A 13,011-nucleotide genomic window follows, 5' to 3' on the forward strand; every position below is an offset into this window, starting at 1 on the left:
ATTAAATAACTCTTACCACTGCCTGCGACCTGCGCAGGCCCAGCCCGATGGGGTTTCCAAAGGGGAGCTGTGGAACGCTCCCCTTTGGTAGCCAGCGCGAATTCACTTCGCGCGCCGCGAAACCAATCAGGGAAATACCCCGCCAATACACCGCGGGGTATTTTATTCATCATCGCATAGCCCGGTGGCCGGCGTGAAGGCGTGCCGCTCGCGGCTATAATGCCGTGAGTTTTCATGCGGCTTTGCCATGTTTGAAACTCTCAGCGCGCGACTCACGCGCACCCTCGAGCGGCTGCGCGGCAGCGGCCGGCTCACCGAAGACAACACCCGCGAGGCGTTGCGCGCAGTGCGCATGGCGCTGCTCGAAGCGGACGTGGCGCTGCCGGTAGTCAAGGTTTTCACCGAGCAGGTGCGCGCACGCGCACTCGGCGCCGAGGTCCTGAACAGCCTCACGCCCGGCCAGGCGTTCATCAAGATCGTGCACGACGAGCTGGTCGCAGTCATGGGCAGCGATGCCGGGCTCGACCTCAAGGCCCAGCCGCCCGCCGTGATTTTGCTCGCCGGCCTGCAGGGCGCGGGCAAAACCACGAGTGCCGCGAAACTGGCGCGCCATCTGCAGGAGCGCCTGCACAAGAAGACCGCGCTGGTGAGCGCCGATGTGTATCGCCCGGCGGCACGCGAGCAATTGCACAAGCTTGCGGCGGAAGTGGGCGCAACTTATTTAATACCATCTGCCGAAGATCCGGTCGGCATCGCAAAAACCGCCGTTGAGGAAGCGCGCAAGCAGTTATGCGACGTATTGATCGTGGACACGGCCGGCCGGCTGCATGTGGACACAGAGATGATGGCAGAGGCGCAACGCATCCATGCGGCGCTCGCGCCGGTGGAAACGCTGTTCGTGGTGGATGCCATGGCCGGACAGGATGCCGCGAACGCGGCCGCCGCGTTCGGCAAAGCCTTGCCCTTGACCGGCATCGTGCTCACCAAGGCGGATGGCGATGCGCGCGGCGGCGCAGCGCTCTCGGTGCGCCACATCACCGGCGCGCCCATCAAGTTCCTGGGTGTGGGCGAGAAAACCGACGCGCTCGAGGCCTTTCACGCGCAACGCCTGGTCGCGCGCATTCTCGGCATGGGCGATGTGGTGTCGCTGGTCGAGGAAGCCCAGCGCGGCGTGGACCAGGACAAGGCCGCGCAGCTTGCCGACAAGCTCAAAAAGGGCAAGGGGTTTGACCTTGAGGATTTCCGCGATCAGCTGCAGCAGGTGCAGAATCTCGGCGGGCTCGGTGCGCTGCTCGACAAACTGCCTGGAGGCGGGCGAATTCCCGACCAGGCCAAGTCGCAATTTGGTGAACGCGAGCTGCGTCACCAGATTGCCATCATCAACTCCATGACCAAGCGCGAGCGTCGCCGCCCGGAGATCATCAATGGCTCGCGCCGCCGGCGCATTGCCGCCGGCTCCGGCACCCAGGTGCAGGAGGTCAACCGCCTGCTGAAACAGCACGAGCAGCTGGGCCGGGTGATGAAGCAGATGGCGGGTGGTGGGATGGCGAAGCTGCTGCGCGGATTCAAGGGTCAGTTGCCGCCGCGATTCTGATTCCCTTCACCGACAACGTTTCGGCCTGGAGCCGGTAATCATGCACGACCTGATTCGCGTCATTCTTCTCGGCATCATCGAGGGCGTAACCGAATTCCTGCCGGTGTCCAGCACCGGACATTTGCTGATCGCCGAACACTGGCTGGGGGCACGCTCGGATTTGTTCAATGTCGGTATTCAGGCGGGCGCGATACTGGCCATCACGCTGGTGTACTGGCGGCGCATCTGGGCGCTGCTCACGCGCTGGCGCGACCCCGCCAACCGCGATTATTTGTTGAAGTTGATCGTGGCATTCCTGATTACCGCGGTGATCGGCTTCGTGGCGGTGAGGCTCGGCTTCAAGCTGCCGGAGAAGGTGACGCCGATCGCCTGGGCGCTGATTATCGGCGGCATCTGGATGCTTGCTGCGGAGCAGTATGCGGCGCGTCAGCCGGAGCGCAGCGAGGTAAGCTGGCGGGTGGCGGTGCTGGTCGGCATCGCGCAGATGGTGGCCGGCATTTTTCCCGGGACCTCGCGCTCGGCGGCCACGATTTTCGCCGCCATGCTGTTCGGCACCAGCAACCGCGCAGCGGCGACCGAATTTGCGTTTCTGGTCGGCATCCCGACCATGTATGCGGCCACCGGCTACGAGCTGTGGAAGGTACTCAAAGGCGGCGCCGGAGGTCACGAGGACTGGCTGGCCCTCGCGGTGGGCTTCGGCGTGTCGCTGGTGACCGCCTTTCTCGCCGTCAAATGGCTGCTGGGTTACATCCGCGGCCACCGGTTCACGCCGTTCGCGGTGTACCGCATCCTGCTCGGGATCGCGTTGCTGCTGCTGCTCCCGGCGGGGGCCTGACCGACTCAATCCCGTCCGATGTCCAAGACGTCCAGCAAAGCTTTGTCCACCTGAGCCATAAATTTTGACGGACATTGCAGCAAGGGGCCTTGCACTAAACGCTTGTTGTCTATGGCGCGCAGTTGATCCAGCAATAGATCAGAGTCCTGGTCGAGTCCCTCGCGTGCGGGCAGGCGGAGACGCAGCGGTTCAGCGTCGTTGGTCAGGCGGGTGGTGAGTGGCACGACCAGGGTCGAGGGATGCTCCGCATCCAGCAGCGCCTGGCTTTGCACGATCAGCACTGGGCGGATTTTGCCGGGCTCGGTGCCGTGGCCGGGATTGAGGTTCGCCAGCCACACGCTGCCGCGTTTAGGCATCGGGAGCGTCTTCGATAGCCTCGAATTCGGCGTTGACGCGCAGGCTTTCTTTGCGCACGCGTTTGGACACCTCCATCAGGCGCTGACGGCGGTGGCGAGCAACGGCATCAGCATTCTGGATCTCAATGGCGCGGCGGATGTACTCGGCACGAGGAATGCGCAGTTCCCGGGCACGTTTCTCGGTCTCTTTCAGCACATCCTCCGGCAGGCGGATGGAAACTGTAGTCATTTCTGTATTCCAAAATGAGATACATCCAGTCTACGCCGTGGGTTAGAGTGAGGGCAACACGGCGGGTGCACCCGATTGCGTACGCAAGTCCTTATCCGCACTTCACTTTTGCCGGAAATCCCGTAAAATGCGCCTCCTTCACGGCGGCCGACAGCCCGGCCTGCCCGGATGCACTTTCACAGGGTATCGATTCCATGATGACTATCCGATTGACGCGCGGCGGCGCCAAGAAGCGCCCCTTTTATCATCTGGTGGCGACCGACAGCCGCTCGCCCCGCGACGGGCGCTATCTGGAGCGCCTGGGTTTCTACAATCCGCTCGCCGCGAGCCATGAGGAAGTGCTGCGCGTGAACGCCGAGCGCGTCAAGCATTGGCTTTCCAAGGGCGCGCAGCCCTCGGAGCGCGTCCAATTTCTTCTCAAGGAGCACAAGGTCGCCGTCTGAGTCCGGCGCCCCCGCGCCATGGCCGGGCAGGAATCGCAGCGCGTCGTTCTCGGCAGGATTGCCGCAGCGTTCGGAGTCAAGGGCTGGGTGAAACTCCAGTCCTGGACCGATCCGCCTGAAAAGATAATTGCGTACCGTCCCTGGCTGCTGGAACGCGGCGGCGCGTGGCGCGAAGCGCAGGTCGTGGAGGGCCGTGCGCATGGCAACGGCGTGGTCATACGGCTCGAGGGTGTGACCGATCGCGACCAGGCTGCGACCCTGGCCGGCACGAATATCGCGGTGTACCGCGAACAACTGCCGGCATTGGAGCCCGGGCAGTACTACTGGGCCGATTTGATCGGGCTGGAAGTGAGGCTGGAAGATGGCCGCAGCCTCGGCCACGTGACCGCCATGATGGCCACGGGCGCGAACGATGTGCTGGTGGTGCGCGGCGAACGTGAACGGCTGATTCCGTTTCTCCGCGGCCAGGTGGTGAAACAAGTGGATTTCGATGCGCGGTTGATCCGCGTGGACTGGGATCCGGATTTTTGAGGAAGAGCGTGTGCGCATCGAAGTGGTGACGCTCTTTCCGGAGATGGTGCACGCGCTGCTTGGCTTCGGCGTTACCGGGCGGGCGGCGGAGCGCGGCGTGTTGCGGGTGGGCGCGTGGAATCCACGCGACTACGCCACGGATGCGCGCGGCACGGTGGACGACCGGCCGTTCGGCGGCGGGCCGGGCATGGTGATGCAGGTCGAGCCGTTGCGCGCGGCGATCCGGGCCGCGCGCCAAACCGCCGGGCACGATGCGCCGGTGATTTTTCTGAGCCCGCAGGGCCGGCGCTTCGACGCGCAGGAAGCGCAGCGCTTGGCAGCGCGGCCGGCGCTGGTGCTGGTCGCGGGGCGTTATGAAGGCGTGGACGAGCGCCTCATCGAGAGCGAGGTGGATGCGGAGCTGTCCATCGGCGATTACGTGCTCTCGGGCGGCGAGCTGCCGGCGCTGGTCGTGATAGATGCGCTCGCGCGCCTGCTGCCGGGAGCGCTGGGTGACGAGGATTCGGCCCTGCAGGATTCGTTCATGCAGGGATTGCTGGACTACCCGCACTACACACGGCCGGAGACTGTGGACGGACTGCGGGTGCCGGCGGTGCTGCTGAGCGGCGACCATGCCGCGATCCGGCGCTGGCGCATGCAGCAGGCGCTGGGCCGCACTTGGTTGCGGCGCCCGGAGCTGCTGGAGAAACTGGAACTGAGCAAAGAGCAGCGCACATTGTTGGACGAATTCATCCGCGCACGCGGCGCGCAACACGATGCCAAGGTCTGAAAGGTACACGGTTATGAACAAGATCATCGAGCAAATTGAAAAATCCCAGATGCAGAAAATCCCGGAGTTCGCGCCCGGCGACACCTTGGTGGTGCAGGTCAAGGTGAAGGACGGCGAGCGCGAGCGCCTGCAGGCCTTCGAGGGCATGGTGATTGCCAAGCGCAACCGTGGCCTGAATTCCTCGTTCACGGTGCGCAAGATTTCCCACGGCGAAGGCGTGGAGCGCACCTTTCAGACCCACAGCCCCACGATCGGCGGCATCGAAGTCAAGCGCAAGGGCGAAGTGCGCAAAGCCAAGCTGTATCACCTGCGCGATCTGTCCGGCAAAGCCGCGCGCATTCGCGAGAAGGTGTAAGCACCGGTCCGGACGACCGCGTGCGCGCTGCTACAATGACGGGTGCCTCAGGCACCCGTTGTTTTTTACAGGCTGCGCCGCCGATGCACACTGGCTTCAGGCTTGGCTTGCTGGTTGTCGCGCTCAGCTTGGCGCTGATCGCGCTGCCGGTCCACGCCGCACGCAAACCACCGCACAAGGCCGCGCACCGGCCGAAGCCGGCGCCCGCCACGCAGACGCCGGCGCCCAATCTCAACGCGGCGCCGTCGCTGCAGGACATAGGCAATTTTGCCTCCGCCGGCGCGCCCAATCTGGCGCTGCAATTCATAGATCGCGACCAGCCGGACTTCGAAAAGGATCCGCAAGGGTGGATGGCCTGGGAGCGCGAACGCATCTATTTATATCAGTTCACTCGCGACTGGCAGGCGGTGATTGCGCGCGTTGCGAAATTGTCGGCGAATCTGGGTGCGGATTTTCGCAGTTGGGAGCAGGCCCGGGCCGCGGACGCCTGGCTGCAGCTCGGCAAGGGCCGGGAAGCGCGCGCCATTCTGCGACCGTTGATCTGGAATCCCCGCACGCCGCTCGACGACACCGCGCTCAGCCAGTTGCGGCAACTAGTGGTGCGCAGTTATCTGGTGGATGAGGATCTCGCCGACGCCCAGACCGCGGTGATCCGCTATCGCCAGGATTATCCCAAGGATACGGGCGACTGGCCGCTGCTGGAAGCACGGCTGTTCCTGCGCACCGACCAGCCACAGGCGGCGCTCGACGCGCTGCGCGACAGCCGCGGTACGGACGCCCAGATGCTCACGCTGCTTGCCGCGCTGCGCGCGGATGCCGAGTCCGCCGCCAAGGTAAAGCAGCAGGCGGAAAAACTCGCCAGCAATTCCAAGCTGCCGGTCGCGCAACGCGTGCACGCCTGGTACGTGATTGGCCAGGCGGCGCTCGCGCTGAATGATCCGGTCGCGCACATCCAGGCGCTGCAGACCGGCCTCGGCCTGCAGTCCGGACTGCTGGACCAGGACCCGGTGTTCGGCATCACGCCCGGGATGCTGTGGGATGCTTACCTGAATTACGGCGTGGAACTCGGCAACCAGTTGCAACTCGTGGTCGGCGACGACCAATCCTGGTTTCTGGCCGCCTCCAATCGCTACGATTCCAAACCGGTGCGCGCGTGCGCGCTGTTTGCCGTGGTGGCCTTCAATGCGCACACGGCAGAGCAGCAGGCGGTGGCGCATTGGCAGTTTGCGAACCTCATCCAGAAACAGAAAAACGGCGGCGTGGTGTTGCGGCATCTGTATCTGGATTCCGGACGCTTCCCCGCGACCGCCGCCATTCCGCCCGAAGTGCGCTATCTGCTGGTGAACGACGTGCTCGCCATGCCCGACATTCCGCTCGCCTCGAAACTCATGCGCGGACTGGACCAGCCGCCGCCCAATACCGATCCCGCCGCCTGGCAGTTGCAGCGCGCGCATGTGTTCATCCTCGGCGGTGAGCCGGAGGCCGGGATCGCCGCGCTCCAACAATTGTTTGCCAGCGGCGAGCCTGTGGATCCCGGTGACGTGCTGCCGGTACTGTTCGACCTGCAGACCATCGGCCGCAACCGTGCCGCGATCCCGTTTTTTCAGGCGCTGCTGCAGGACCCGCTGACTTCGGATCAGCAGCGCCAACTGCTGTTCTGGATCGCGGACTCCTACAAGGGACTGGGCGATTACGCGCAGGCGGCGGAGTTGTATCTGCGCTCGGCCACGCTCACCGATCCCTATGCCATGGACAACTGGGCCAAGAGCGCGCGCTATCAGGCGGCGCAGATGCTCGCCAAGGCGGGATATATAGATGATGCGCGCAATGTCTATCAGGGCCTGCTGAACGCCACCAGCGATCCCGGCCAGCAGGCGCTGCTGCGCCACGATCTGCAGGCGCTCATGCTGATGCCGGCCAAACCGGCCGCTGCCCTACCCTGAGCGGGCGGACGGCACTCGTGTTTCCGCGCGGCGATCTGCAATTCCTCGATGCGGCGCTGCAGACGCTGGAAGAGGGCTTCAAGTCGCTGCCTGCATTTGAACCTGTATATGATGGCGAGCGTCTGCGCAGCGTACTGCAGGACGCCGCGCTCAGGCTGCACGACAATTTTCCCTATGGGCATCCGCTGTATGCAGGCCAGATGCTGAAGCCGCCGCATCCGGCTGCACGCCTAGCCTACATGCTGGCGCTGTATCTCAACCCCAACAATCACGCGCTGGATGGTGGGCGCGCGAGCTCCAGCATGGAAAAAGAAGCGGTGGCCGCGCTCGCGCGCCTGTTCGGCTATCGAACCCACCTCGGCCACCTGTGTGCCAGCGGTACCGTCGCGAATCTCGAAGCCCTGTGGGTCGCCCGGCACGCGCGTCCGCGGGGCGTGGTGCTGGCTTCGGCGCAGGCGCATTACACCCACGCGCGCATGTGCGAGGTGCTGGGAATAAAGTTCGAGAGCGTAGCCGTGGATGCCAAAGCGCGCATGGACCTGAATGCGCTGGAAGCGCGATTGCGCCGCGGCGGAGTGGCGACGGTGGTCGCGACGCTCGGCACCACCGCCACCGGTGCGGTGGATCCGCTGCCGGAGATCCTGCAGTTGCGCGAGCGTTACGGCTTTCGCATCCACGTGGACGCCGCCTACGGCGGTTATTTCATTCTGGCCGACAATCTCACGGCCGATGCGCGTTCTGCGTTCGACGCCATGCAATATGCCGATTCCATCGTGGTGGATCCGCACAAGCATGGTCTGCAACCCTACGGCTGCGGCTGTGTGTTGCTGCGCGATCCGGCCGAGGGCCGCTATTACAAGCACGACTCGCCGTACACCTATTTCACCTCCGATGAATTGCACTTGGGCGAAATCAGCCTCGAATGTTCGCGTCCGGGAGCGGCGGCGGTGGCGCTGTGGGCCACGCAGCGGCTGTTGCCCATGGAACGCGGCGGCGAATTTGCGCGCGGCCTTGCAGCCGGGCGCGAGGCCGCATTGGCCTTGCAGCGGCATCTGAAAAACCATGCGGACTACATTGCCTGCCCGGATCCGGAATTGGACATTGTGGTCTGGATGCTGGCCGCCGGGAGCCGCAGCGCGGCGAGCCGGCGGGCACACGCGGCATTTGCCAACGCCGCGCAACACGACTTGCACCTGGCGTTGCTGCGCGTGCCCGATGAACTCGCGCGCCACTGGGCACCGGGCTTGACCGCCGATAGCCAGACAGTAACCGCACTGCGTTCCTGCCTGATGAAGCCGGAACACAAGAACTGGCTGCCGCGCATTACCGCCCTGCTGGATACTGCCGCGCACGCGGCGCTTGGCGCATAATGCACGCCGCAGACGCGGTTCATCTCTCTACCTCCCGTAACCACCGGAACCCTTCATGAGTGACAGGAATTTCTTCGTGCAAATCTTCGGCGGCCTGTGGCGCGTGTGGAGCGTGCTGTGCCAGGTCGTGATCTATCTCGCGGTCACGTTCATCGTGGTGGTGCTGCTGGTGGCGGTGTTCGGGACGCATAAGCCGGGCGTGCCGTCTTCCTCGGCTCTGGTGGTGGACATGCACGGCAATCTGGTGGAGCAGTTCTCCGGTGACCCGGTGCAGCGTGCGTTGGCGAAACTGCTGGGCCAGAAGGTGCCGCAACAGACGCGCCTGCGCGACGTGGTGACGGCCATCGAGCATGCCAAGGACGACAGCCGCATCAAGGCGCTGGTGCTGGAAACTGACGATCTCGGCGGCGGCGGTCTGCTGGGCGGCGCGGCTCTAAGCGATCTACGCGACATCGGGCGCGCCATCCACGATTTCCGCGCGACCGGCAAGCCGGTGTTTGCGCTCAACGATTCCTACAGCCAGAGCCAGTATTACCTGGCGTCCATGGCCAATACCGTATTCATCCATCCGCAGGGCCAAGTGTTCCTGCACGGCTATGGAATCTATCAACCGTACTTCAAGGATGCGCTCGACAAACTGGGCGTGACCGTCAACATCTTCCGCGTCGGTAAATACAAATCCGCGGTCGAGCCCTTCATGCTGAACGGCATGTCGCCGGATGCGCGTGAGGATTGGGGCGCGGTGGTGACCACGCTGTGGACCCTGTATCAGCAGGACGTAACCAAGGCGCGCGCCCTCAAGGCCGATGCCTTAAGCAACTATATAACCGGACTGGGCACCAATCTTGCCAAGGTCGGCGGCAGCGGCGCCGAGCTGGCGCTGCAATCAGGACTGGTGGACAAGGTCGCGAGCGAGGACCAGATGGCCGCGGCCGTGGAGAAAGTGGTGGGTGAATCCCGGCACAGCTTCCGCCAGGTTGATTATCGCGATTATCTGCAGGCGGTGGATGGGGAGGCGGTGGGGCCAGTCGGCGGCAACACCGTGGGCGTGGTCGTGGCGGCCGGCGACATTCTGGCGGGGGTGCAGCCGCCGGGCGCCATCGGCGGCGACTCGACTTCGCAGCTCATCCGCAACGCTCGCCATGACGATGCCATCAAGGCGCTGGTATTGCGCGTGGACAGCCCCGGCGGCAGCGCGTTCGCGTCCGACCTGATCCTGCGCCAGATTGAACTCACCAAGGAAGCCGGCAAACCGGTGGTGGTCTCCATGGGCTCGGTGGCGGCGTCCGGCGGCTACTGGATTTCCATGGCGGGCGACAAGATTTATGCCAATCAGGCCACGCTCACCGGCTCCATCGGCATCTTCGGCATGTTCCCCACCTTCGACAAGACGCTGGCAAAGATCGGCATTCATTCCGACGGCGTGGGCACCACGCCCCTGAGCGATGCCTTCAATATCGCCCGGCCGATGTCGCCGGAACTGCAACAGGCGTTCCAGTTGAGCGTGGACAACGGGTATCAGCAGTTCATCACCAACGTGGCGCACAACCGCGACATGAGCGTCGCGGCGGTGAATGCCATCGCCCAGGGCCGAGTATGGAGCGGCGAGCAGGCAAAGAAAATCGGTCTGGTGGATACCTTTGGCAACCTGCAGGATGCGATTGCCGAAGCTGCCAAGCTCGCCAAGCTCGGCCCGAATTATTCGGTGCGCTACATCGAGCGGCCGTTGAGCTTCACGGACCGTCTGCTGATTTCCCTGGCCAACAGCAACACTTCCCGCCTGACGTCCGGATTGCTGCCGTCCGCGAATCTGGACTCCCTGCCCTGGGCTGGGCAGTTGCAGCAGCTCACCGATGTACTCAAGGTATTCAGCGATCCGCGCGGCGTATATGCCTATTGCTTTTGTGACGTGCAATAAATTGTAGGAGCGGCTTTCAGCCGCGATGTTTTAGCCGGGGCATTCGCGCCCCTGCGACGAGCCCGCTTTCTTTGCTTGTCCAAAGAAAGCGGGCGCAAAGAAAGGACACCCCGCGATGCCGGCCTTACGGCTAACCTTTGCGCTTCCCTCGCTCGGGGCTTCGCAGACGACGCATCCCTGCGCCGCTGCGAAGGCTCGCCATCCTGGCTTCGCCCGCTGCGCGGCCTGATCCTCGCGCGGTCCAGTGCTCGGCGGCATCCAAGGGGGCGAGGACCAGTTCATGTTGTGGTCTATTGTTGCTCGACCTCTGAGCATATAAAGATACCGATAATTTTCCATGTTGATTTTAAAAGTGCCGTCCGCTGGACAGAGCCCATAACTATGGCCTGTTCGTAATCACCGTGCCTTAGTGGATCTGCAACAGATTTAATCTTGTCAATTTCGGATTTATTTAATTTGTAAAGTTCACGGAATTGTTCCCAAGCCTGGGACTTGTCTTTTATTTTTTTAGCCCCAGCAAACCACCTTACCAAGGTATCAATGGCTCGATAACAAAAGAAACCTGACTGCTGTGGCAAAAGCAATGCTTGTCTGGCATCAAATAATGCAAAACGAAGATGCGATTGGTATTGTGGGGCTTTTAGTAGCTGCCAAATATAACTTGTGTCGAATCCTATCTCATGCAAAACGCTGGCAGCTTCTGGCGCGGATGAATCAATTCTAAAATTTATATTGCAGGAGTCGTCGTGCAAAATATCGACATAACAGTTGCATTTAATTGCGCCTTTGAATGCGAGAATATCCAGAAGGGACTGAGCTCGATCCTCAATTACGTTTAAAAGTGTTCCGGGATCTCTGAAAGCTGTCGCCGAAGTCATTTGGCCTGTAAATCGCGACGCGTTAAACGTTATGGTGATCATGCATTTTGGGTAGTCGCCAGCTGCGTCGATGTCTGCCTTAGCTTCAAATTGTTCAACACGAACATCTGGGGGTATAACTTGCCCTGCAAAACTATATTGGTGTGCAGCTGTTGATGTAAGATTCAAAGATGTGCTGCTCTAAACATTCCAGTCCACAACCACTTCTCCCGACTGCCCCGAGCGCATTTCGTCAAATCCCTCCTGGAATTCACCGATTGGGAAGTGGGGGAGTGCGGCTGGCGGCTTACAGACGCGGTGTGTGAACCGTGGGTAATTGCGAGGTGACACTTAACAACGGGTGAGGAATCAGGGTTTCCTCGGCGGCGCCACTTGGACGTACACGTACTCCGCGGCGTTGGCGAGGAGATCCTGCAGATCGGTTGGAGCACCGCTGAAGCTGCGCGCGGCAATGCCCGTGCCACGTACGGTGAGGGAAATCTGCTTGCCCTGCAGCACTACTTCGCCGTTTATCTGGATTTCATGACCCAGCCAGGTATGCAAGGTACGGTTAATATCGGCCAGGGAGATATGCACGTCGGGGATCTGCAGCTGGATATTATTGGCCCATGAGCCCTGCATGCTGCGCGCGTAGGGAGAACTGAGCGCACTGGCCTTCAGGATCTGCAACTGGTCCAGGAACTCGCTTGCGACCACGGTGCCATTTTCGCCCTCGGTGACGAATTCAGGCGGCACTTCGAACTGGTTGACCACGACGGAATGATCGGTAGCAGCGGAATAGACTGCATAAGCGATCAACGCCAGGAGCATCAACGCGATTGCGCTCAGCACGGATTGATACACGGTGCGCAGTCTTTCGTGCTGGTTCTGCGCCCGGCACTGGGCCTGCTGGGAACGTAACGACGTATTCTGCAGTTTCAGGTTTTCAACGTGCAGATCGTGCAGAGTGGCCTGGCGCTTGAAATGCGCAATCTGCTCATCCAGGTATTTTGCCGTGCGTCCGGAAATTTCCGGGCGTTTGCCGGTCGCGTTCAGGGCAATGGAATCCGCAAGGCTTTTGTCCGCATCGCTGTGTTCGTCGTTCATGCAGACCGCTCCCCGGGCAAAATGGGCGGTCGGTAGGATACTACACCGCCCCTGCGGCGGAAGGCCGCGAATCTGCGGTGAAATCTGCTGCCATCACCCCGGTCCCGGCATGGATGCCGGTCTGTCCCAAGTGTATGATTTGCGCGCTCGCAGGCAGAAGATCACGCCTTTACCCGGCGATGAACGAGCCTGGCGGGAGGTTTCAGGTATCCAATTCGGAGAGTCAGTTATGCACAAGAATACGCTGATCGCTTTTGTCGTCTCCATGTTGATGGCCATGCCAATCGCCGGGTTTGCCGCCGGCAGTGCCGAACAGGAGATCACCACCGCCACGACGCATGCGCAGATGGCCGCGGACGCTGCCGACGCCGCCACGGCGGTCATGCATTTCCATCATGTGATCAATTGCCTGGTGGGCCCCAAAAGCAAGCTGTTCGATGCCGCGGTCGGAAATCCATGCAACGGCATGGGCAATGGCGCATTGCGCGACGTTCCCCAAAAATCGGCAACCCACGCCGAGCTTTCCCGGGCACTGGCTGTTTTGGAACAGGCTTTGCACGCTCAAAACCTGGCCGCCACCCAGAAATATTCAGCGCATGTCAGCGAGATACTCAAAAGTATCAATCTTGGCGGGTGATTGATTGCAAGCGTAGCCGAAGCCGCTTTCAAAGCAGCTCCGGCTTGTTGCAATGCGGGTGAATCAG

The 13,011-nt window shown here is 62.1% G+C and carries 14 protein-coding genes; 10 read left to right on the forward strand and 4 right to left on the reverse strand.

What is annotated here, in order from left to right; all coding sequences use genetic code 11:
- Positions 1-247 precede the first annotated feature (247 nt).
- The gene (ffh, locus tag VJR90_03610; GenBank protein HKV96563.1) at positions 248-1,594 is read left to right on the forward strand and encodes a signal recognition particle protein; all 1,347 of its coding nucleotides are present in this window, start codon (positions 248-250) and stop codon (positions 1,592-1,594) included.
- A 40-nt stretch (positions 1,595-1,634) separates the two neighbouring features.
- Positions 1,635-2,429: an undecaprenyl-diphosphate phosphatase gene (locus VJR90_03615; GenBank protein ID HKV96564.1), complete on the forward strand. Its 795-nt coding sequence runs from the start codon at positions 1,635-1,637 to the stop codon at positions 2,427-2,429.
- A 5-nt stretch (positions 2,430-2,434) separates the two neighbouring features.
- On the opposite strand, the gene VJR90_03620 is transcribed toward VJR90_03615, so the two are convergent.
- Complete coding sequence (locus VJR90_03620; protein ID HKV96565.1) at positions 2,435-2,785, reverse strand: type II toxin-antitoxin system PemK/MazF family toxin; 351 nt, start codon at positions 2,783-2,785, stop codon at positions 2,435-2,437.
- On the reverse strand, positions 2,778-3,014 hold the full coding sequence (locus VJR90_03625) for a ribbon-helix-helix protein, CopG family (GenBank protein HKV96566.1): 237 nt from the start codon (positions 3,012-3,014) through the stop codon (positions 2,778-2,780). Before VJR90_03625 ends, VJR90_03620 begins: the two co-directional genes overlap by 8 nt.
- A 194-nt stretch (positions 3,015-3,208) precedes the next feature.
- On the opposite strand from VJR90_03625, the gene rpsP reads away from it, so the two are divergent.
- The 7 genes from rpsP (at position 3,209) to sppA (ending at position 10,343) form a co-directional block, all read left to right on the forward strand.
- A complete protein-coding gene (rpsP, locus tag VJR90_03630; GenBank protein ID HKV96567.1) occupies positions 3,209-3,457 on the forward strand; it encodes a 30S ribosomal protein S16 in 249 nt (82 codons plus the stop codon).
- Between the two features lie 18 nt (positions 3,458-3,475).
- Positions 3,476-3,988 (forward strand): ribosome maturation factor RimM, encoded by a 513-nt coding sequence (rimM, locus tag VJR90_03635; protein HKV96568.1) that lies wholly within the window; start codon positions 3,476-3,478, stop codon positions 3,986-3,988.
- Between the two features lie 10 nt (positions 3,989-3,998).
- Complete coding sequence (gene trmD / locus VJR90_03640) at positions 3,999-4,757, forward strand: tRNA (guanosine(37)-N1)-methyltransferase TrmD (GenBank protein HKV96569.1); 759 nt, start codon at positions 3,999-4,001, stop codon at positions 4,755-4,757.
- A gap of 13 nt (positions 4,758-4,770) precedes the next feature.
- Entirely contained in the window at positions 4,771-5,112 is a 342-nt protein-coding gene (gene rplS, locus VJR90_03645) for a 50S ribosomal protein L19 (protein HKV96570.1), read from the forward strand.
- An 83-nt stretch (positions 5,113-5,195) separates the two neighbouring features.
- Positions 5,196-7,055 carry a hypothetical protein gene (locus VJR90_03650; GenBank protein HKV96571.1) on the forward strand — a complete coding sequence of 620 codons (1,860 nt, stop codon included), beginning with the start codon at positions 5,196-5,198 and terminating at the stop codon, positions 7,053-7,055.
- Between the two features lie 17 nt (positions 7,056-7,072).
- Positions 7,073-8,425, forward strand: coding sequence for an aminotransferase class I/II-fold pyridoxal phosphate-dependent enzyme (locus VJR90_03655; GenBank protein ID HKV96572.1), 1,353 nt, complete (start codon positions 7,073-7,075; stop codon positions 8,423-8,425).
- Between the two features lie 55 nt (positions 8,426-8,480).
- Positions 8,481-10,343, forward strand: a complete 1,863-nt coding sequence (sppA, locus tag VJR90_03660; protein HKV96573.1) for a signal peptide peptidase SppA — start codon at positions 8,481-8,483, stop codon at positions 10,341-10,343.
- Between the two features lie 290 nt (positions 10,344-10,633).
- Here sppA and VJR90_03665 read toward each other — a convergent pair whose 3' ends face one another.
- Both VJR90_03665 and VJR90_03670 read right to left on the reverse strand, forming a co-directional pair.
- A complete protein-coding gene (locus VJR90_03665) occupies positions 10,634-11,389 on the reverse strand; it encodes a hypothetical protein (GenBank protein HKV96574.1) in 756 nt (251 codons plus the stop codon).
- A 180-nt stretch (positions 11,390-11,569) separates the two neighbouring features.
- Positions 11,570-12,307 carry a hypothetical protein gene (locus VJR90_03670; GenBank protein ID HKV96575.1) on the reverse strand — a complete coding sequence of 246 codons (738 nt, stop codon included), beginning with the start codon at positions 12,305-12,307 and terminating at the stop codon, positions 11,570-11,572.
- 109 nt (positions 12,308-12,416) lie between these two features.
- On the opposite strand from VJR90_03670, the gene VJR90_03675 reads away from it, so the two are divergent.
- Positions 12,417-12,944 carry a hypothetical protein gene (locus VJR90_03675; GenBank protein ID HKV96576.1) on the forward strand — a complete coding sequence of 176 codons (528 nt, stop codon included), beginning with the start codon at positions 12,417-12,419 and terminating at the stop codon, positions 12,942-12,944.
- Positions 12,945-13,011: the final 67 nt, after the last annotated feature.

The organism is Gammaproteobacteria bacterium, assembly GCA_035279405.1.
Lineage (GTDB): Bacteria > Pseudomonadota > Gammaproteobacteria > Natronospirales > REEB76 > REEB76.